The organism is Kribbella sp. NPDC050281, from assembly GCF_040655855.1.
In the GTDB taxonomy this organism is placed as follows: Bacteria; Actinomycetota; Actinomycetes; order Propionibacteriales; family Kribbellaceae; genus Kribbella.
This window is the reverse complement of sequence record NZ_JBFAKS010000035.1, coordinates 14,032-34,824: the sequence shown is the minus strand read 5'-3', so window position 1 is coordinate 34,824 and position 20,793 is coordinate 14,032. Positions and strand designations below refer to the sequence as shown.

Below are 20,793 nucleotides of genomic sequence, written 5' to 3'. Positions count from 1 at the left end.
CACAGACAACGGCCCCGGGAGGATTCTCCCGGGGCCGTTGTCTTGTGCTCAGCAGGTCAGCTGCGCTTGGACACCTGGACCTTCATGGTCGTCCCGGTGCGGGACACGACCTTGATGTTGACCCCGTTGTTCGGGACCTTCACGCTGCTCGTCGGCAGGTCCGCAGACCAGTACTGCTTGCTGTCGTTGAACGTCGGTACGGCGTCCTGGCCGCGGACGTAGCTCGCCTGCCCGTTGATGTGCAGGGTGAACGAGTCCGCCTTCTCCAGACCGAACGGCGCGTCGTATGCGCTCACCCGCGGCCGCCAGACCTGACCGTCGATCCGGTTGATCGGGGTCGGGTGCGAGTCGATCGGCAGGATCAGCCCGCCGCCGGGGTGGGTGTTGGTGTTGTTGTCGTTGAACGAGGTGTCCCAATACCAGACCAGCAGGCCGTCCTGGTACGGGAAGTGCTCGACCTTGTCCGGCAGGGTGTTCAGCCAGCCGAAGTTGTACGGACCGGTCTTCAGGTACTGGTCCTGGTCGACGTAGTTGATGTGCGACGCCAGATAGAAGTTGTCGTGCATGCTGGTGAAGCTCGCGCCCTGGGCGCTGAAGCCGTTCAGCGTCCAGCCGTCCGGCGAGGTCTCCGCGCCGGAGGTCAGCACCGTGGTCGTCCCGGACGTCACGTTGATCTCGTCGGCGAAGAAGCCCTTGCCGCCGGTGTTCGGGTCGGTGGTGTAGCGGAACTGCAGACCGACCGTCTTGCCCGCGTAGGCGGACAGGTCGAAGGTCGCCGGCTTCCAGCCGTTGCTCTTGCCGTCGATGCCGTTGCCCTCGGCCGCGTTGGCGATGGTGCCGGGGATCGGCTTGTAGCCGGTGCCGTCGTTCACCTCGACGTAGGCGTAGTCACACGCCGTCGTACCGCAGTCCTCGATGTCCCAGTTGGCCTGGAACGTGAGGCTGGCCGCTGCCCCGGCGGGCAGGGTGACCTGACGGTTCATCGTGTGGGTGAAGTTGTCGCCGGCGCCGCTCCACCACGACTTGGTCCCGGCCGCTGGTGGCACGAGTTCGTTGACGCGCGCCTTCTTCGGCAGCGTCACCACCAACCCCTGGGCCTTGTTCGAGTTGTATTCGTGCGGGCCGAGTTCGACCGTCCGCTTCTGGCCGGAGTTGACGATCTCGTAGTCCAGCCAGCCCAACTGCAGCTTGTCCCACGCGTTCAGGTCGGCCGCGCGCTCGCCGAGCCCGCCGTCGGTGGCCGCGCTGACCCGGCTCTGGGCCATCAGGGTCCACCAGTTCACGCCGTTCTCGACGGCCGCACCGGAGGTGTCGTACTCGTCCGGAAGGCCGAGGTCGTGGGCGTACTCGTGCGCGAAGACGCTGACGCCGCCGTTCTCCGGCTGGATCGTGTAGTCGCCGACCCACATGCCGGTGTCGCCGATCTGGGCGCCACCGATCGGGTTGTTCGCCGGGCCACCGGGGAAGCCGGCGTACCAGCGGTGCGACCAGATCGCGTCCTCACCCTGCTGCGGGTCGCCGTCGGCCTGGTCGCCGCCGGCGTGCACGATCTGGAAGTGGTCGATGAAGCCGTCCGGCTCGTTGAAGTTGCCGTCACCGTCGAAGTCGTAGCGGTCCCACTGGTCGAACGTCTTCAGGTCGGCGGTGATCTGCGCCTTGGTGCGGCCGGCCGCCTCCTGGTCGGCGACCCACTGGTTCACCGCGTCCTGGATCAGGAACCAGGTGTTGTTGCAGACGTTGCCGGTGCAGGGGAAACCGTTCGAGCGGCCGTAGCGGGCCTCGTTGTACCTCACCTTGACCCAGTCGGTGACCTCACCGGAGACCGAGTAGCGGCCCGACGACTGCTTCTCGTAGTACTTCTTCACGGAGTTGCCGTTGCCGAAGTACATGTCCTGGAAGTGCTGCTGGTTGTAGTCGGCCTGCCAGACGGTGGAGTTGTCGACCGACCGGTCCGGCTCCGGGATCGCGTTGTGCAGCGGTCCCTCGAACGTCGCCGGGCCGGGGATGCTCGGTGCCTGGTCCTTGTCCGGGTAGCTCGGGTGCCGCTCGTTGCCGAACTCGGCCAGGATCACGAAGATCCGGTCGGTCTTCTCCCGGCTCAGCTCGACGTACTGGTCGACCGTCTGCTTGGCCTTCGGGCCGGTCTGGCCCTTGGCCGCGGCCGACTTGGTGCCGACCTTCACGACCGTGCTGGCGCCGCGTTTCTCGGCCTTGGCGGTGCCGTTCAGCACCTTCGTCAGCGCTTCCTGGCGCAGTTCGCGACGCTGGTCCTCGAGCGGGCTCGACAGCTCGTCGGACGTCTGGGCCGGCTCGCTGGCGCTCGTGGCTGCGGGAGCCCCTTCAGGCGGGGCGGCGGCGCCGGACGAAGCCATGCTCAGTCCGAACGTCGCCGCAAGGGCCAGGCTGAACAGCCCGGCGGGTAGCTTGCGCACGATTCCCCTCCATGCTTTGGTCGCTGCCACCGCGATGGTGACGCGGCGTGATCGAAGCTCCCCCGAGCGTGTTTTGCGCGAGAGTACGGCGAAAACAGGCCAACCTGAAGTGGATGGCGGGAAATCCGGGAAACCTGCGGGGAATCCTGCGCCATGAGCAGAACTACCTGACCAGTCCGGTACGACGCCTCAGCTGCCGCGGTCCGGTCGATTGGCAGACTGTCCCGGTGAAGTCCGGCCCCGTCGACCTCCTGCAGCCGTTGTGGCGTGCCCTGGTCGCCTTCCGCGTGATCGCCTTCGGGTTCGCGTGCTTCGGCGTCTGGACCCGGTGGGACGGGATCGTCCGGCCGTCCGGGGCGGTGCTGCTACTGGCCATCATGGGTGTCTGGACCGTCGTCTCCTCGATCGGCTACAGCCGGCGCTGGGGACGCCGCAACACTCGGCTGGCCTTCGCCGACCTGGTCATCACGGTCGGCTGCATGTACGCGACCCTGCTCGCGCAACCGCTGCTCGATATTCGCGCCGGCGCGTCCGTGCTGACCTCGGTCTGGGCGGCCGGACCGGTTCTCGCGCTGGCCATCTCCCGCGGGCGGGACGGCGGTCTGCTCGGCGCCGTGACCGTGAGCCTGGCGCTGCTGTCGCTACGCGGTGTCGACCACGTGTCGAAGATCCTCGGCAACGTGCAACTGCTCCTGGTCGCCGGTCTGGTCGTCGGGTACGCCGCCTCGACCATGCGGCAGGCGGGAGCGCGCCTGCGCGAAGCGATCGCGACCGAGAGCGCCACCGCCGAGCGGCTCCGGCTCAGTCGGTCCATCCACGACGGCGTGCTGCAGGTGCTCGCCCAAGTGCAGCGTCGCGGCACGGCGATCGGCGGTGAGGCGCTCGAGCTCGCCGAGTTGGCCGCCGAGCAGGAAGTTGCCCTACGCACCCTGATGTCGTCCCGCCCAACGGTCGGCGAGGGCGACAGCGTCGACCTGTGCGGGCTGTTGCTGCCGTTGGCCACCACCCGGGTGGACGTCGTCGTACCTGCCTCGCGGGTCCTGTTGCCGGCCGCAACCGCCGCCGAACTGGTGGCCGCGGTCAACGAAGCGCTGAGCAACGTGGACAAGCACGCCGGTCCAGCTGCCCGGTCCTGGGTGGTGGTCGAGGACCTCGGCGACGACGTGGTCGTGTCGATCCGGGACGATGGGATCGGTACGACGCCTGCCCGGCTGGAGCAGGCCCGCGTCGACGGGCACCTGGGCGTCAGCGAGTCGATCCGCGGCCGCATCGCCGATCTGGGTGGCACAGTCACGGTCCGGACCGCGCCCGGCGAGGGAACCGAGTGGGAACTGAAGGTGGCTACATGACACGCGTGATGATCGTCGACGACCATCCGATGTGGCGCGAGGGAGTCGCGCGCGATCTGGGCAGCCGTGGGTACGACGTCTGCGCGACAGCTTCGGACGTGGCTGGTGCGGTGAAGATCGCGCTGGCGACCCGGCCGGACGTGGTGGTGATGGATCTGCAGCTCGGCGACGGATCCGGCGTCGACGCGACCCGGGAGATCACCGCTGCGCTGCCGGACACGCGGGTGCTGGTGCTGTCGGCCAGCGCCGAGCAGAGCGACGTACTGGACGCGGTGAAGAACGGCGCCTCCGGCTATCTGGTGAAGTCGGCGTCGTTGGACGAGTTCGACGACGCAGTACGGCGTACTGCGGAAGGCGATGCGGTGTTCAGCGCCGGACTGGCCGGACTGTTGCTGGGGGAGTACCGACGGCTCGGCGCGGGGCCGGAGGTGCCGCACCTGACCGAGCGGGAGACAGAGGTGCTCCGCCTGGTTGCCCGCGGGCTGACCGCACGCCAGATCGCGACCCGGCTCGTGCTGTCGCACCGGACGGTTGAGAACCACGTGCAGAACACGCTGCGGAAGCTGCAACTGCACAACCGGGCCGAACTGGTCCGCTACGCGATCGAACACGGGATCGACGCACCGGAATAGTTCGGAGCCGGATGGACTTTTGCACCTGCTTCGTACACTGAGCCCTCCTCGCCGAGAGCCTCCGGAGGCTGTTGTGAACCGGTCGTCCCTCGTCCGCGCGCTGCTGGCGTTCTTCGTGCTGGCAGCCTCGACGTACGTCGTGCTGACGGCCAAGCCGCAGCTCGGCCTCGACCTGCGTGGCGGAACGCAGATCGTGCTGGAGGCGAAGGACTCGCCGACGGTCAAGGCGGACAAGAACACCACGGACAAGGCCACCCAGGTGCTGCACCGGCGGATCGACGCGCTCGGCGTCAGCGAGCCGAACGTGACGCGCCAGGGCGAGAACCGGATCATCGTCGAACTGCCCGGCGTACAGGATCCGCGCGAGGCCGCGCAGGTGATCGGCAAGACCGCGCAGCTCACCTTCCACGAGGTGCTCGACCAGGTCGCGACGAAGCCGGCCAAACCGGCCGCGGGCGAGCTCTACCTGCCCAGCGACACCGGTCAGGGCTTCCTCCGGCTGGCCAAGCCCGCGATGACAGGCGAGATGGTCAGCGGCGCGGAGGGCCGGCTCGACCCGCAGCAGGCCGCCATGGGCTGGTTCGTCGAGATGAACTTCAAGGGTGACGGCGGCAAGACCTGGGCCGCGATCACCGGCAAGGCCGCCTGCCAGCCGCTGAACACGCCGCAGCGGCTGATCGCGATCGTGCTCGACAACGAGATCATCAGCGCGCCGCAGGTCGACCCGAACGGCGGCAACCAGCTGTGCAACATCGGCATCGGCGGCGGTACGACGACGATCTCCGGCTCCTTCAACGAGGAGCAGGCCAAGGACCTGGGCGCGCTGATCTCCGGTGGCGCGCTGCCGGTGCCGGTCGAGGTCATCGACCAGCGCACCGTCGGCCCGTCGCTCGGACAGGACGCGATCCAGGCGAGCGCGGTGGCCGCCATCATCGGCCTGGCGCTCACGGCGATCTTCATCGTGATGGTCTACCGCCTGGTCGGCCTGATGGCGGTCCTCGGCCTGATCGGGTACGCCGGGATGTCGTACGCGGCCCTGACCGTGCTCGGGGCGACGCTCACGTTGCCCGGCCTGGCCGGCTTCGTGCTGGCGATCGGTATGGCGGTCGATGCGAACGTCCTGGTGTTCGAACGGGCGCGTGAGGACTACATCGCGGGGCGAACCGACGGGCTGCGCCGGTCGCTGCGGAGTGGTTTCCGGAACGCGCTGTCTGCGATCGCGGACTCGAACATCACCACCTTGCTGGCTGCCGGGCTGTTGTTCTTCCTGGCTGCCGGGCCGGTCCGCGGGTTCGGTGTCACGCTGAGCATCGGCGTACTGGCCTCGGTGTTGTCCGCGCTGGTCGTGACTCGCGTGCTGGCGGAGTTCGCCGTGTCGCGGGGCTTCGTCGTGCGGCACCCGCAGCTGAGTGGGATCGCAGGGCACGGGCGGGTCCGGACCTGGCTGGAGGCGCGGCGTCCGTCGTTGATGCAGCACAGCCGTCGCTGGCTGCTGATCACGGCTGTCGCGATCATCGTGAGTCTTGCGGGGGTCGCCGTACGCGGGCTGAATCTCGGCATCGAGTTCACTGGTGGGCGGCTGCTCGAGGTGAGCACGGCGCAGCGGATCACACCGGACCAGGCGCGGGCCGCGGTCGCCGAGGCCGGGTACCCGAACGCGGTGGTGCAGGCGTCCGGCGCCGACGACATCACCGTGCGGACCGGGACGATCAGCGACGACGAGGCGGAGAAGATCCGCGAGTCGATCTCCGCGATCGGTGGCGGTACGGAGTTGGTGCGCAACGAGAGCATCGGGCCGTCGCTGGGTGAGGAACTGCGGAACAAGGGCCTGATCGCGCTCGGGATCGCGCTGCTCGCGCAGTTGGTGTATCTGGCTGCGCGGTTCCGATGGACGTTCGGCGCCGGCGCGGTGCTGGCGTTGCTGCAGAACGTGGCGGTCGTGGTCGGCGTGTTCGCGTGGACCGGCAAACCGGTGGACGGGATCTTCCTGGCCGCGATCCTCACGATCATCGGCTACACGGTGAACGACTCGGTGGTCGTCTTCGACCGCATCCGTGAGACCCGCAACGCGCGCTCCACCGAGAACCTCGGCCCGGTCATCGACACCGCCATCGTCAACGTCCTGCCCCGCACCATCAACACCGGCATCTCCACCCTCTTCATCCTGAGCGCCCTTCTCTTCCTCGGCGGCGACTCCCTGGCCGACTTCGCCCTGGCACTACTCCTGGGCATCCTCGTCGGCACCTACTCGTCCAACCTCACCGCAGCCCCCTTGCTGCTGGAGCTGGAACGCCGCTACCCAGCCCCACCCCCACGCCCCAAGCGCCCCCAGGTAGACCGAGACGCCCAACCCGACCGCGGCGCCGTCGTCTAGCAGTCCGGCGTTATCCACAGCCGCGGCGTCCGGACGGAAATCTGTCCGTCGGGCGGGCTAGGGTGTGGCGGTGGGTGTTGATGTGCGGGAACTGCTCGAGGCTGCTGTGTCGGGGATCAACGGGCAGACCAGGCCCGGTCAGGTGGAGATGGCGCAGGCCGTCGACACCTCGATGCACGACGGTTCGCATCTCCTGGTGCAAGCCGGCACCGGCACCGGCAAGTCGCTCGGCTATCTCGTCCCAGCGCTCCTGCACGCGATCGAGGATCGCCGCGTCGTCGTGTCCACCGCGACCCTCGCGCTCCAGTCGCAGCTCGTCGACCGCGACGTCCCCGCCCTCCTCGACGCGACCGAGAAGCTCCTCCCGCGCAGACCGTCGTACGCGATCCAGAAGGGCCGCAACAACTACGCCTGCCTGCACCGGATCCGCGAGGGCGCGCCGGACGACGACGGCGTGCTCATCGACGTCCCGCCACCCGGCCAGATCGGTCAGCAGGTGCTCGAACTGCGCGACTGGGCCGAGCAGCAGCTGCTCGACGGCAAGGCCGGCGACCGCGACCACGCACCCTCACACCAGTACCAAGCCTGGCAGCAGGTCGCCATCGCCGCCCGCGAGTGCCTCGGCGCGCAGAAATGCCCGTACGGCGAGGAATGCTTCGCGGAGAAGGCGAAGGACCAGGCCCGCAAGGCCGACATCGTGATCACGAACCACGCCCTGCTCTCGATCGACGCGTTCGAGAACCGCACCGTGCTGCCCGAGCACGACGTGATCATCGTCGACGAGGCACACGAACTGCCCGCCCGCGTCACCGGCGCGGCCGGCGACGAGCTCTCCCCGCAGATGGTCGAGCGCGCCGCCAAACGATCCCGCCGCTTCGTCGACGACGACAAGGCCGACGACCTGATCGATGCCTCCGACGCCCTCCGCGCCGCCCTCGACAGCACTCGCGAGGGCCGGATCGAGCCGTCGAACGCCGCGGTGCTGGAGGCCGCAGCGCTGGTCCGCGACGCGGCCCGCTCGCTGTACTCCGACCTGAACAAGAAGTCCGACGACAACGACGACGACCCCGACGGCGCGAAGCGGCAGTCGAAGGGCGCGGTCAAGGAGATCTTCGACGTCTCCGAGCGCGTCGCGGCGCTCAGCGACGCCGACGTGGTCTGGATGACCGACCGCGACCGCTTCGGCCGCGAGCTCCGGATCGCGCCGCTCACCGTCGCCGGCCTGCTCCGCGAGCTCGTGCTCAAGGACCGCACCGCCGTACTCACCTCCGCGACCCTCACCCTCGGCGGCGACTTCGACGCTATCGCCCGCCAGGTCGGCCTTCGCCCGGCGGACAAACTGGATGACGACGACGAGATGCCGGAGCTCGACGAGAGTTCCGAGACCGGCCCGCTGCCCTGGCGCGGCCTCGACGTCGGCTCCCCGTTCGAGTACGAGAAGCAGGCGATCCTGTACGTCGCCAAGCACCTGCCGCCACCGCATCGCGACGGACTGGGGCAGAAGCAGTTCGACGAGATCATCGACCTGATCACGGCCGCTGGTGGCCGGACCCTCGGCCTGTTCTCGTCGCGCCGCGCGGCCGAGGCGGCGACGGCCGCGGTCCGCGAGGCGACCGACCTGAAGGTGCTCTGCCAGGGTGACGCCCAGCTGGGGGAGTTGGCTCGCGAGTTCGTCGACGATCCGGAGACGTCCCTGTTCGGCACGCTGTCGCTGTGGCAGGGCATCGACGTACCGGGCTCGACCTGCAACCTGGTGATCATCGACCGGGTGCCGTTCCCGCGACCGGACGAGCCACTGATGGCGGCCCGTCAGCGCGCCGTCGACGAAGCGGGGGGCAACGGCTTCATGGCTGTCGCCGCGACGCACGCCGCGCTGCTGCTCGCACAGGGGACGGGCCGGCTGATTCGCCGCAGCAGCGACCGCGGCGTGGTCGCCATCCTCGACCCCCGCATCATCACCCAGCGGTACGGCGCGTACCTGCGCGCCTCCTTGCCCCCGATGTGGCCGACCGCCGATCGTGAGAAGGTGCTCGGCGCCCTGAAGCGGTTGCAGTCGACATGAGCCCCGCGACCAGTCCTCCGGTGCTGCCGATGATGGCCTCCCTGGGGGAGATGCCGTCCGGTGCGGGCTGGTCGTACGAGCTGAAATGGGATGGCATCCGTGTCATCGCCGAGGTGGACGACGGCGTCTGCCGGCTCTGGTCGCGCAACAGCCGCGACGTCTCCGCCGGCTATCCCGAGCTGATCGGTCTCGCCGACGCCCCGGGCCTGCGACTCCCCGCCGTACTCGATGGTGAGATCGTCACCCTGGACGAGAACGGCGCACCGTCGTTCGGTCTGCTGCAACGGCGGATGCACGTGCGCGACCCGCGCCAGCTGCGGCACCTGATCACCCAGGTGCCCGTCTCGGTGCGGCTGTTCGACGTCCTCCGCCTCGACGGCAAGTGGTTGCTGGAGGCAACGTACGACGATCGCCGCGGGCTGCTGGACTCGCTCGACATCGGCGACCCGTTCTGGGAGACACCGCCGGCGTTCGACGACGGGGGAGCGGCGCTTGAGGTGGCGATGTCGACCGGGCTCGAAGGCGTGGTGGCCAAGCGCCGGAAGTCGCGCTACCTGTCCGGCCGGCGCAGCTCGGACTGGATCAAGATCAAACCGGTCCTGACCCGCGATGTCATCCTCTGCGGCTGGCACCCGGGCGAAGGTAACCGCGAGGGCAAGATCGGCTCGTTCTACTGCGGCGCCTACTCCGAGCCGGGCGGTGACCTGGTCCTGATCGGGAAGGTCGGCTCGGGCCTCGACTTCGCCACGCTCGACATGTTCAGCGCGGAGCTGGCCGGCCTCGAGATCGGCGCTCCGCCGTTCGACCCCTCGACGATCCCCACCCACGACCGCCGCATCGCGCACTGGCTGGACCCGGTCCTGGTCGCGGAGGTGACCTACTCCGGGTGGGCCGCGGACTCTCGCCTGCGTCATCCGGTCTGGCGCGGTCTGCGGCTGGACATCAACGCCGACGCGGTTCTCGTCGACCGCTGAATTGCGCCGGGCCGGTCGCCGACGACATTGTCCGGAATTCGGAGAGATTTGCGTTGCGCTGAGACGGTCGATGTTCAGATGTCTCATTCAGCAACGACATTCCGGCAACGGCGGAAGGAACTGCTGTGCTCTGCACGTCAACGGCCGTTGCCTGCGGCGACGATTCCCCCCGGGAACCGCGCCGGATGGTTCAGTCGTTCGATTCCCGGGACGGCGCGGGAATCGCCAGTGCCGCCTCGATCTTGTCGGCGAGTTTGTCCGGTGCGTGGGTCGGGGCGTAGCGGGCGATCACGCCGCCGTCACGGCCGATCAGGAACTTGGTGAAGTTCCACTTGATCCGCCCGCCGAGCAGGCCGCCCTGCTCACGCTTCAGCCAGTTGAACAGCGGAAGAGTCTTCGACCCGTTCACATCGATCTTGGCGAACATGGGGAACGTGACGTGATAGATCGTCGAACAGAAGTTCGCGATCTCGTTCTCGTCACCAGGCTCCTGGTGGCCGAACTGGTCGCAGGGGAAACCCAGCACCGAGAAGCCTTGTCTACGGTAAGCCTTGTAGAGCTTCTGCAACCCCGTGTACTGCGGAGTCTGGGCACACTGCGACGCCGTGTTCACCACCAGGAGCACCTGGTCGCGGAAATCGGCAAGAGACTGTTCATTGCCTTCGATCCGGCGCGCGCTGAAGTCATAGACAGTCGTCATGGTTCAATGCTGACACGACACGCCCGACTTCGCTCGCCGTCTGAGATGTCAGACACGGCGCAGAACTGTTACGACCTTTCCGAGAATGATGGCATCCTTGCCGTCGATCGGCTCGAAGGCCGCGTTGTGTGGTAGCAGCAGGATCTCGGTCTTGGTCTTCTTGAACGTCTTGACCGTCGCCTCGCCGTCGATCATCGCGGCCACGATGTCGCCGTTCTCCGCGTTCGGCTGCTGCCGGACCACGACCCAGTCGCCGTCGCAGATCGCCGCGTCGATCATCGACTCACCTTTGACCCGCAGCATGAACAGCGTGCCCTCGCCGACCATTGCTTTCGGCAACGGGAAGATCTCCTCGATCTCCTGCTCGGCCAGGATCGGGCCACCGGCGGCGATCCGCCCGACCACCGGCACGTACGCCGCGTCCGGATGCGCGTCGCCGGCCCCGGTCTCGTCGTACGACGTCTGCCGCACCGAGCCGAGCGCCGACCGGCGGGCCGCGGCGTCGACCTCGCCGGGGTAGCGGACCTCGATGGCCCGCGGGCGGTTCGGGTCGCGGCGGAGCAGGCCCTTCTGCTCCAGCACGCGAAGCTGGTGCGACACCGACGAGGAGCTGGTCAGGCCGACCCGCTCACCGATCTCGCGCATCGAGGGCGGGTATCCACGGCTGTCGACCGAGTCGCGGATGACGTCCAGAACGCGACGCTGGCGCGGCGTCAGGCCGGTGGCGTCGGCGGGGCCGTCCGGCAACTCGGTCACGGTCCGGTCCGCGACCTCGTCCGCACCGCTGCGCTCGCCTTTACTGGAACCGCTCGGCGTCCTGGCCATCGGTCGTTGCTCCTCGGGTCGGGCCGCCGCTCGCGCACCGGCCAAGCTTGCTCGACTGACACTGACCGTAGACCGAATCCTGAGATTCTTCAAACATCTGTTCGAAGGCGTGTCGGTTCGTACGTTTGTTCGTGTGTCGGGTTATAAGGCGCCGGCGGCGCAGGGAATTTCCCGGGCGTGTCGTGGTTGGAAGTGGTTGCGCGACGGGTGCCTGTCGGTTAATCATTCGTACAGGCGTTCGATCGAACAAGTGTTCGGGCCGGTCGGGCGGGCTGCTTTCAGAAACTGTCGGAGGCGGCCGGTAGACAGGGATCGACACCGCAGGACGTGGACTGACCGAGGTCTGGAGGATCCGATGAGCACAGCGGCTCTCGCGGCCGACGCACTGGCAGGACGCCAGGCGCCCGAGGTTGCGCCGTCTCCGAACAGCGTGCCCCGCCGCCGCCCGAGGATCGCCGGTACGACGACCGAGCCACTCCCGGTCCGTGCCTGCTCCGGCGAGGTTCTCGGCCGACACACAACCGAGCCGACCCGCGTCCGGCGGCACGCCGACCCCGCCCGCCTCCGCCGTACTGCGGAGGCCGAGGCGCCGGCGCTGCGGCTGACCCGGCGCGGCCGGATGGTGATGACGGCTTTGTCCGTGCTGGTCTTCGGCTCGGCGATCGTCGTGCTCGGCCTGCGGATCAGCGGCGTACTCGAGCCCGGCCCCGACTTCACCCACACGGTCCCGGTTCAGGTGGCGCCCGGTCAGACCTTGTGGTCGATCGCCCAGGACACCAATCCGGCTCAGGACCCGGCGACCGTCGTCGAGAAGATCGCCGACCTCAACAAACTGTCCGGCCCGGCCGACCTCGTGCCCGGTCAGACTCTGCAGATCCCGATCGCTCGCTGACTGGTGATCATTCGTTCTTGATGGCGTAGCCCATGTAGGAGACGCCGGTGGACTTCACCTCGCCGATGTCCATCAGTTCACTGAGCCGGCCGAAGGTTGTGCGACCGCTGCGGGCCTGCAGGTAGCTCCGCAGTACGACGAGTTTGTTCGCGCGAGGTCCGAGGCCGGTGATCTCGCCCAGACGCAGCCCGTGCCGGCGCAGGGTTCCTTCGAGCTCCGTCGGCGTGATGAACATGGTCCACGTGTGCAACTCGGTGTCGATGACCCTCGTCAGCCGCCAGTCCTGCGCCACCTTGATCACCAAGATCTTTGAGGCGAACGTCCGGTTGATCGTGTCGAACAGGTAGATCCCGCCCGGTTTCAGCACGCGCGCGGTCTCCCCGATCACCCGATCCAGGTCCGACACATGCTCGAGTACGTCGCAGCAACAGGCGAGCTCAACGCTCTCGGCGTCAAGGGGTAGCCGCTCGCCGGATGCGACGGCATAGCCGACGGTAAGACCCGACGAACCGGCATGCTCCCGCGCGGTCCTGACCGAGACCTCCGACGGGTCGATGCCGGCGACCTGGCATCCGAGTCGGGCGAACTCCTCGGCCATGAATCCGCCGCCGCACCCGATGTCGACGGCCCGCAAGCCGGCCGGGTCGAGGCCGCGGCGTGCGAGGACGCTGCGGAAGTAGGCGAACCGGCCGGGCGTGAAACTCCCGTTCAGCATGTTCAGCGGATTGGCCTCGTCCCACCAACCGCCGCCGATCCGGTCGTAGATCTGGTTGTCGATCCCCACCGCAACCTCCTAGGAGGCCGTCGCGCGCCAGTCCTCCTCCAGGAGAGCGTAGACGTACTCGTTCGCCCACTCGCCTTTGAACTGCAGCGCGTGGAGGTGGTGAGCCTCGCGCCGCATGCCCAGGCGCTCCAGCAGCTGGGCGGACGCCGTGTTGCGATCGTCCAGGATCGCAACGATCCGGTGCAGCCCCAGATCCTCGAAGCCCACCCGCAGAACCTCGCGCGCAGCCTCCGCGGCCAGGCCCTTGCCCTGATAGTCGGTGTGCAGCGCGAAGCCGATCTCGCCCTGCCGATCTGTCTGGCTCGCCCACTTCAGCAGGACTTCGCCGATCACCGTCCCGGTCTCGCGAAGCTCGATCGCGAGCACCAGCCACTGACCCGGTTCGGTCAGCTCGCCCTGCGACAGCTTGGCCTCGAGTGCGACCCGCGTCTGCTCCCGGTCCCGCACCGGCCACGGTGTGTACCGCACCACCTCGGGCCGCGAGTGGAACGCGTACAGATCGTCCAGGTCGTCCATCCGGTGCGGCCGCAGGTCGAGTCGCTCGGTGCGCAGTGGATAGTCCGGGTGCAGTCCAGGCACGATGCCGTCCTCGGGTAGGCTGTCTAATGTCGTTAGACAGCAACCTAACCGCCCGGGACCCGACCCGACAACGAGGTTTTCGTGACCAGACGCGACCCGTCCTCCCATGCGGCCGCAGGGATCTCCGTCACCGCGATCGCCGACGCCGCCCTCACGGTCATCCGTGGCGACGGCGTCGACGGGCTGACCATGCGATCCGTCGCCGAGCGCCTGAACGTCCGTGCACCGTCGCTCTACCACCACGTCCACAACAAGGACGAACTCCTCGATCTGGTCGCTCGGAACGCGTTCGATCAGTTCACCGGCGACAACGCGGCGTACAAGCGGGTGCGCAGTGTCGACCAGTGGATTGCGGTCACCAAGGCCGGGGCGCTGGAGTTGCGGACGTTCTACGCCGAGCACCCCGGACTGGCCGGCTTGATCCAGGCCAAGGCGACCCCGGACCGCGATCGGGGCGAGGGTTCGCGTGCCGAGCTGGTCCGCGCGCAGATCGATTCCCTCGTGGACCTCGGCGTACCCGAATCGCAGGCGCGTCATCTCTTCGAGGTCAGCGCCCGTTGGACTCTCGCCGCCGTGGTCGCCGAGTCCAGCGGCACCGCCGACCTCTTCGGCGACGGCCTCGAGCTGTTCATGGACGGATTGCGCGCCCGTCTGCAGGAGCTGGCTACTTGACCGTGCTCAACCAGAGTTCGGCGTACCGCGCGGCGTCCACCGCGGTCGCCACCTGTACGACGGTCGACGACGGCCCATGGGGATCGCTGCTGAGGTCGGCCGCCCAGTCGCGCGTGTCGACGATCGTCCGCCCGCGCGACCAACTCCCGGACAGCTCTACCCGCAGTGGGAAGGGCTGCGTCGTCAGCCCGTCCGGATCGATCACCGCACACACCGCGCCACCGTCGCCGATGCTGGCACCGTCCGACTTGTACAGCTGGCTTCGCTTCTCGATCAGCCGCCGAGCCAGGTCCGCAGACGGCGATCCACCCAGCCCTCGCGCCTGCTCCATCGTGATCACCACGTCGTAGAACACATCCAGGCCGTACATCGTCACCGGTACCCCGAGCTCGCCGGCCGCGGTGAGGACGACCGCAGCCGCCTCTGGGTCCGTCCAGATGTTGAACTCCGCCGAGGCGGTGGCGTTCCCGATCCCGGCCGCGCCGCCCATGAACACGATCTCGCGGAGTCCGGCCGCCGCCTCGGGGTAGGTCCGGAGCAGAAGCGCGATGTTCGTCATCGGTGCCAACGGGATCAGCGTCACGAGCTCTCCGGTCGCCGCGGCGTCACGCAGTACGTCCCGCAACAACTCGACCGCGTGCCGAGCGTCCGTCGTACGAGTCGACCGCGGCCAGTCGAGGTCGCCCAGCCCGTCCGTGCCATGGACGTGAGGCGCCGCACGAACCGGCTGAAGCAATGGCACCGCGGCTCCCCGAGCCACGGGCACGTCGGTCCGCCCGGCAGCCTCCAGCACCGTCAGCGTGTTGATCACAACGTCGTCCAGCCCGACGTTCCCACCAACGCAGGTCACCGCCTTCAGGTCGACCTCAGGATGCCGCGCGGCCAGCAGCAGCGCACACGCATCATCCAACCCCGTATCAACGTCAAGAATCACCGGCCTCATACGGCCCATCCTCACCCATGCATGGTCACTGGCGGGCGGTGATGAGGCGGTGGTAGGCGCCGGTGAGGTGGTTGTCGATGACTTCGGTGGCGGTGGTGGTGTCGCCGCCGGTGATGATGTCGCGGATCGCCTTGTGCTCGGCGTACGCGATCTCGTGGAAGTCGCGGCGGGCGACATGTCGCGAGTGGAGGAACATCGCGACCTGGCTGCGGATCTGCTGCCAGGCCCGGTCGAGCCGCGCATGCGCGGCGGCCTGGTAGAGCACGTCGTGGAACGCGAGGTCCAGATCCAGTGCGGTCTGCGGCTCGTAGTCCGGACCGAGCGCCCGCATCTGCTCGAGTACGTCGTCCATCGTCGCCAGGTGCTCGTCGGTCAGCCGGGGGAGTGCCCGGGCGATCGCCAGTTGTTCGAGGCTCAGCCGGAGCGTGTAGATCTCCTCGATGTCCTCGTTGGTCAGCGCGATCACCTGCGCGCCGCGATGCCGGCGCAGTACGACCAGACCTTCGCGCTCGAGCTCGATCAGCGCCTCCCGGATCGGGCCGCGGCTCATCTCCAGCACGGCCGCGAGCTCACCCTCGGGGAGGTGTTCACCCGGTGCGAAGGCACCGCTGATGATCATCTGCCGCAACGCCGGGACGACGGTCGCCCACAAGGCAGGACTGCGCTCGGCCTGCCGGGCGAGCTGATCCAGCGGTCCGGCCACGGTCGGTTCCTCCATCGGTGTAAAACGTTGATTGTTAACCATTGACATTTAACAATGCCGCGACCAGGCTAACTCGCAGGACCCGCCACGGGGAGAGGTCGAGCCGGAGACCCCGGCCGCCTGTCCGCCGCAGGTCGGTCCTGGCTGCCCGGCCCGATCTCGTCCCCGGGACGACTCCGCCCGACCTCCACTCGACTCGCCCGATCTCCCGGCGACGCGCCGCCCTGGCCCTCGGGGCCGGTCGCGTCTTGATGCCGAAGCGCGTTTATCGATACAACCGGACTGAAAGGCTGACATGACCGAGAACAGCTCTCCCAGCGCGGTTCAGCAACTCCCGTATGCCCCGTCCGACCCTGACGCGCCGCGGTTGGATCAGGCTCGCGTCGTCGTCGACGCCGCCCACGAGTTGGGTGAGCTCGACCGCCCGTGGGCCAGCCTCGGATACGACGAGATCAACTGGACCTACACGCCGCAGGGGCGCCGGACCTTGCGGACGATCGGTGGGTTCGCAGAGACGCCGTACCACGTCCGCCCGCACAACATCTTCAACAGCGGCACCGGCTTCGGCCTGCCGCACTGGGGGAGCGGCAACGTCTACCACGAGGACGCGGACGGGAAGCCGTTCTACGACTTCACCATTGCCGATCTGACCTACGACGCGATCGTCGAGGCCGGTCATCATCCCCTGGTCGAGCTCGCGTTCACGCCGCTCGCGCTGGTGCCGGAGGAGGCCAAGACCGACTTCCCGTTCGGCAACAGCCCCAGCCAGTACAGCGGGTACGAGGCCGGGTGGTGGACCTACCCGCCGAAGGACTACGCCAAGTGGGGCGGTCTGGTCGCCGCGCTCGTCGAGCACGCCCTCGAGCGGTACGGCGCCGACGAGGTCCAGCACTGGCTCTGGGAGCTGTGGAACGAGCCCGACATCTCGTACTGGAAGGGCACGCCCGAACAGTTCCACGAGCTGTACGACGTCACGGTCAAGTCGATCCGCCAGGTCTACCCCGAGGCCAAGGTCGGCGGACCCGCTGTCACCGGTGGCGATCGCGGTGCCGACTTCCTCCGCGGCTTCCTGCAGGCCTGCGCGGATCGCGACCTGCCCGTGGACTTCGTCTCCTTCCACACCAAGGGGTCACACTTCACGCCTTGGCGCACCTACGGACCGATCGGTGCACCGGCGTCCCTGCGGCAGTCGCCGTCGACGCCGAAGATGCTCCGTGAGATCGACCGCGCGCTGGCCGTCATTGAGGAGTTCCCGCAGTACGCCGGTCAGCCGGTGATCGTGGACGAGTGCGACGCGTCGGTGCCCGCGCACTGGGGGATCTACGACAACTCGAACTTCGCCTACCGCAACAACGAGTACTACCCGGTCTTCCAGGCGAAGCTGATGAAGAAGGTGCTCGACCTCAACGAGCAGCACACGGCGAAGGTGCACGAGGCAACCACCTGGAGCTTCCAGATCGAGGGCGAGCGGTACTTCGAGGGCACCCGGAGTTTCGTCACCGCGGCGGGGGTCGAGAAGCCGCTGATGAACGCCTACCGGGCGTTCGCACTCCTCGGCGACCGCCGGCTCGCAGCCACGTCCGACCGCTCCGCCGACGTCTCCGACATCAGTGCCTTGGGCAACGGTCTGCCCGAGGAGGTCGACGTGATCGCGAGCCGCGCATCGACCGACGGCAGTGTCGCCGTCCTCGTCTGGCGACACACCGACGACCAGTACGCCGCTGACACCACGACGGCTCGGGTCGACCTCGAGGTGAACGGACTGGACTCCGGCGCCTGGACCGTGCAGCACTACCGGATCGACCACAGCCACAGCAACAGCCACACGGTCTGGCAGGACCTCGGCGGCCCACAGGACCCGACACCCGAGCAGCTCGCGACGATCACCGATCGCCAGGGACTCGAGCGGTTCGCGGAAGACGCCGCGGTCACGGTCGATGGAACGCTCTCTCTCACGCTGGACCTTCCGCTTCCGTCGTTGAGCCTCGTCGTCCTGACCAGGGCGGTCTGATTCCGCGCCGTTCGGTGGGGTAAGCCTGTTCGGGTAGGGCGGAACGTGGCGCGGTGACGATGAGAGGAGTTCCATGACGCTGGATCCCGGGGTGTGGGGCGTGCTGGCGACGCCACTGACGGCGGACGGATCCGCGGTCGACACGGAGTCGCTGGCGCGGCAGGTCCGGCATTACGAGTCCATCGGAGCGACCGGGCTGACCGTGCTCGGTGTCTTCGGCGAAGCGGCGCGCCTGACTCCCGCGGAGCGGCGGACGGTGGTGGAGACGGTCGTTGCCTCCTCGGCTCGGCTGCCGCTCGTCATCGGCATCAGCGCACTGAAGCTCGGCGAGGTGGTGGCCGAGGCGGCCAATGTGTTGCCGGCCGTCGGGTCTCGCCTGGCCGGTCTCATGGTTCAAGTGAACTCCGGCGATCCGGATGCCTTGAGCAACCATCTGAACGAGGTTGCCGAGCGCACCGAACGCCCGCTCGTGGTGCAGGACTACCCGGTGATCACCGGTATCTCGATCGCCACCGCCGACCTGGTCGCCGCCGTACGCACCGTGCCGTCCGCTGTGGCCGTGAAGTCCGAGTCGTCGCCGAGCCCGCCCACGGTGGCCGAGTTGGCGGTCGGACTCGACGTACCGATCTTCGGCGGGCTCGGAGGCACCTGTCTGCTCGACGAACTGGCGGTTGGCGCCGCCGGTGCGATGACCGGCTTCTCCGTGCCGGAGGGGTTGCTCGCGTGCGTGGCGGCGTACCGCTCAGGCGGCTTCGAGGCGGCGCGTGAGGTCTGGCGGGACTACCTGCCGCTGGTCAACTTCGAGTTCCAGGCCGGGATCGCGCTCGGTCTGCGCAAGCGCAGTCTGGTCCTGCGCGAGCTGATCGCGTACGACGCCGTCCGCGCGCCGGCCGCCGTACCGCCGGAGAGCATGTTGCGGTTGCTGGAGGAACACCTTCGCCGGACACCGGGAGCACTGTGACGACGGGAATCTACCGGGGGCTGGTCAGCTACGGGGACCCGGAGTTCTCGCGGTTCCTGCGGCGGGCGTTCCTGCACGCCAGCGGCCGGTCGCCGGAGTCGCTGGACCGTCCGGTGATCGGCATCGCCACCTCGGCCAGCGACTACAACCCGTGCCACCGGCAACAGCCGGAGCTGGTGAAGTCGGTGGCCCGCGGCATCATCGCGGCCGGCGGTCTGCCGATGGAGTTCCCGACCGTCTCGCTGGGGGAGAGCTTCCTCGAGCCGACCTCGATGGTCTACCGCAACCTGATGGCGATGGACGTCGAGGAACTCGTCCGGGCGCAGCCGATGGACGGTGTCGTTCTCGTCGGAGGCTGCGACAAGACCGTACCGGCGCAGCTGATGGGGGCGTTGTCGGCCGGGCGGCCGGCGATCCAGCTCGTCACTGGTCCGATGTCGACCGGTCGCTACCAGGGCGAGCGGTTGGGTGCGTGCACCGACTGCCGTCGCTTCTGGGCGAGCTACCGAGCCGGTGAGGTGTCAGAGGAAGAGATCGGGCGAGTGGAGCGCAACCTGGCGACGACCACAGGCACCTGTGCGGTCATGGGGACCGCGTCGACGATGGCCTGCATCGTGGAGGCTCTCGGCATGGCTCTGCCGGACAGCGCTGCGGCTCCCGCGGTGCACGCGGACCGGCTGCGGATCGGTGAAGCGACCGGTGCCGCCGCAGTGTCTATCGCCATCGCCGGACGTACGCCGGACCAGGTCGTCACCGCTGCCTCGGTACGCAACGCGCTGCGAGTGTTGCTGGCGATCGGCGGGTCGACAAATGCCTTGATCCATTTGACCGCGATCGCCGGACGGCTCGGGCTGAGGATCGATCCGGACGAGCTGAACGAGCTGAGTGACACCACACCGGTCCTGGTCGAGCTCAAGCCGACCGGTGCCCACTACATGGAGGATCTGCATGCCTCCGGCGGACTGCCCGCCGTACTGCATGAGCTGCGGGACTTGCTGGACCTGTCTGCGCTGACGGTGACCGGGGAGACGCTGGGGGAGCGGCTGGGTGACGGACCGCCCTGGGTGGATCGGGATGTCGTGCGTCCGTTGACCGCTCCGAGTCGGGACAAGGGCGGTCTGGTCTGGCTGAGTGGGTCGCTGGCGCCGTCCGGCGCGCTGATCAAGCGGTCCGCCGCTGACCCGGCGCTCTTTGAGACGACCGGGCGTGCTGTCGTGTTCAGCTCGTTGGAGGACTTGGCGGCCCGCATCGACGATCCCGCGCTGGATGTGGAGGCCTCCGACGTACTGGTCCTGCAGAACGCCGGACCACTCGGAGCGGGCATGCCTGAGGCCGGCTATCTGCCCATCCCGGCCAAACTCGCCCGGAGCGGTGTCCGGGACATGGTCCGGATCTCCGACGCGCGCATGAGTGGTACGGCGTACGGAACGATCGTCCTGCACGTCACCCCGGAAGCTGCCCTCGGCGGTCCGCTCGCTCTGGTCCGCACCGGCGACCGGATCCGGCTGTCCGTGTCCGAGGGCAGGCTCGACCTGCTGGTTCCGCCGGACGAGTTGGAGAAGCGCCGAGCCGATCTCCCGGCGTCCGCTCCGCCGCCCGTCACCGGCTACCGAAAGTTGTTCCGCGACCACGTTCTGGGAGCGGACCAGGGCTGCGATTTCGACTTCTGCCTGCCTGGCTCCTGAGGCCCTCGGCGGGCCGTAGTTTGCTCCTCCGCGGGCCTGTTCCGGCGGCGCCACGCGGGAGTACACCAGGCCGCGCGGGTGTTGGAACAAAGAGACGCGCGCGAGATTCCGGCGTTCTTGCAAACTGTCGGAGCAGCGATCTAGGATCGCTAGATGTAGTGGTTACACGGGTGTAATTTTCCACAGGTAGTGGTCGGTTACGCACACGTCATACA

Annotated in this window: 17 protein-coding genes; 10 read left to right on the top strand and 7 right to left on the bottom strand. The window is 68.2% G+C overall.

Annotated elements, in window-relative coordinates; all coding sequences use genetic code 11:
* Positions 1-56: 56 nt before the first annotated feature.
* On the bottom strand, positions 57-2,432 hold the full coding sequence (locus tag AB0I34_RS31485) for an immune inhibitor A domain-containing protein (RefSeq protein ID WP_360452130.1): 2,376 nt from the start codon (positions 2,430-2,432) through the stop codon (positions 57-59).
* 113 nt (positions 2,433-2,545) lie between these two features.
* On the opposite strand from AB0I34_RS31485, the gene AB0I34_RS31480 reads away from it, so the two are divergent.
* From AB0I34_RS31480 to ligD, 5 genes are all read left to right on the top strand, one after another.
* Entirely contained in the window at positions 2,546-3,781 is a 1,236-nt protein-coding gene (locus tag AB0I34_RS31480) for a DUF5931 domain-containing protein (protein WP_360452128.1), read from the top strand.
* Positions 3,778-4,413: a response regulator transcription factor gene (locus AB0I34_RS31475; protein ID WP_360452126.1), complete on the top strand. Its 636-nt coding sequence runs from the start codon at positions 3,778-3,780 to the stop codon at positions 4,411-4,413. Before AB0I34_RS31480 ends, AB0I34_RS31475 begins: the two co-directional genes overlap by 4 nt.
* 73 nt (positions 4,414-4,486) lie before the next feature.
* Positions 4,487-6,787, top strand: a complete 2,301-nt coding sequence (gene secD / locus AB0I34_RS31470; protein ID WP_360452124.1) for a protein translocase subunit SecD — start codon at positions 4,487-4,489, stop codon at positions 6,785-6,787.
* A 64-nt stretch (positions 6,788-6,851) separates the two neighbouring features.
* Positions 6,852-8,849: an ATP-dependent DNA helicase gene (locus tag AB0I34_RS31465; RefSeq protein WP_360452122.1), complete on the top strand. Its 1,998-nt coding sequence runs from the start codon at positions 6,852-6,854 to the stop codon at positions 8,847-8,849.
* Positions 8,846-9,823, top strand: coding sequence for a non-homologous end-joining DNA ligase (gene ligD, locus AB0I34_RS31460; protein ID WP_360452120.1), 978 nt, complete (start codon positions 8,846-8,848; stop codon positions 9,821-9,823). The genes AB0I34_RS31465 and ligD overlap by 4 nt, the downstream gene beginning before the upstream one ends.
* Before the next feature lie 190 nt (positions 9,824-10,013).
* On the opposite strand, the gene AB0I34_RS31455 is transcribed toward ligD, so the two are convergent.
* Together AB0I34_RS31455 and lexA are read right to left on the bottom strand one after the other, a co-directional pair.
* Positions 10,014-10,523 carry a glutathione peroxidase gene (locus tag AB0I34_RS31455; RefSeq protein WP_131354846.1) on the bottom strand — a complete coding sequence of 170 codons (510 nt, stop codon included), beginning with the start codon at positions 10,521-10,523 and terminating at the stop codon, positions 10,014-10,016.
* A 48-nt stretch (positions 10,524-10,571) separates the two neighbouring features.
* Positions 10,572-11,348 (bottom strand): transcriptional repressor LexA, encoded by a 777-nt coding sequence (gene lexA / locus AB0I34_RS31450; RefSeq protein WP_360452117.1) that lies wholly within the window; start codon positions 11,346-11,348, stop codon positions 10,572-10,574.
* Between the two features lie 355 nt (positions 11,349-11,703).
* On the opposite strand from lexA, the gene AB0I34_RS31445 reads away from it, so the two are divergent.
* Positions 11,704-12,240: a LysM peptidoglycan-binding domain-containing protein gene (locus tag AB0I34_RS31445; RefSeq protein WP_360452115.1), complete on the top strand. Its 537-nt coding sequence runs from the start codon at positions 11,704-11,706 to the stop codon at positions 12,238-12,240.
* A gap of 7 nt (positions 12,241-12,247) precedes the next feature.
* Here the strand turns inward: AB0I34_RS31445 and ubiG are convergent, their stop codons facing one another.
* Both ubiG and AB0I34_RS31435 read right to left on the bottom strand, forming a co-directional pair.
* Positions 12,248-13,024: a bifunctional 2-polyprenyl-6-hydroxyphenol methylase/3-demethylubiquinol 3-O-methyltransferase UbiG gene (ubiG, locus tag AB0I34_RS31440; protein WP_360452113.1), complete on the bottom strand. Its 777-nt coding sequence runs from the start codon at positions 13,022-13,024 to the stop codon at positions 12,248-12,250.
* Positions 13,025-13,033: 9 nt separating this feature from the next.
* Complete coding sequence (locus tag AB0I34_RS31435) at positions 13,034-13,603, bottom strand: GNAT family N-acetyltransferase (protein ID WP_360452111.1); 570 nt, start codon at positions 13,601-13,603, stop codon at positions 13,034-13,036.
* 81 nt (positions 13,604-13,684) lie between these two features.
* Here AB0I34_RS31435 and AB0I34_RS31430 point away from each other — a divergent pair, with 81 nt between their 5' ends.
* Positions 13,685-14,275 carry a TetR/AcrR family transcriptional regulator gene (locus tag AB0I34_RS31430; protein ID WP_360452109.1) on the top strand — a complete coding sequence of 197 codons (591 nt, stop codon included), beginning with the start codon at positions 13,685-13,687 and terminating at the stop codon, positions 14,273-14,275.
* Here the strand turns inward: AB0I34_RS31430 and AB0I34_RS31425 are convergent.
* Both AB0I34_RS31425 and AB0I34_RS31420 read right to left on the bottom strand, forming a co-directional pair.
* Positions 14,268-15,218 carry a nucleoside hydrolase gene (locus AB0I34_RS31425; RefSeq protein ID WP_360452107.1) on the bottom strand — a complete coding sequence of 317 codons (951 nt, stop codon included), beginning with the start codon at positions 15,216-15,218 and terminating at the stop codon, positions 14,268-14,270. The two genes, AB0I34_RS31430 and AB0I34_RS31425, sit on opposite strands and share 8 nt — an antisense overlap.
* 25 nt (positions 15,219-15,243) lie before the next feature.
* On the bottom strand, positions 15,244-15,936 hold the full coding sequence (locus AB0I34_RS31420; RefSeq protein WP_360452105.1) for a GntR family transcriptional regulator: 693 nt from the start codon (positions 15,934-15,936) through the stop codon (positions 15,244-15,246).
* A gap of 280 nt (positions 15,937-16,216) precedes the next feature.
* Between AB0I34_RS31420 and AB0I34_RS31415 the strand changes: the two genes are divergently transcribed.
* From AB0I34_RS31415 to AB0I34_RS31405, 3 genes are all read left to right on the top strand, one after another.
* Complete coding sequence (locus AB0I34_RS31415; protein ID WP_360452103.1) at positions 16,217-17,932, top strand: glycosyl hydrolase; 1,716 nt, start codon at positions 16,217-16,219, stop codon at positions 17,930-17,932.
* Positions 17,933-18,005: 73 nt separating this feature from the next.
* A complete protein-coding gene (locus tag AB0I34_RS31410) occupies positions 18,006-18,893 on the top strand; it encodes a dihydrodipicolinate synthase family protein (protein WP_360452101.1) in 888 nt (295 codons plus the stop codon).
* On the top strand, positions 18,890-20,578 hold the full coding sequence (locus tag AB0I34_RS31405) for a dihydroxy-acid dehydratase (protein WP_360452099.1): 1,689 nt from the start codon (positions 18,890-18,892) through the stop codon (positions 20,576-20,578). The genes AB0I34_RS31410 and AB0I34_RS31405 overlap by 4 nt, the downstream gene beginning before the upstream one ends.
* The last annotated feature ends 215 nt before the right edge of the window (positions 20,579-20,793 follow it).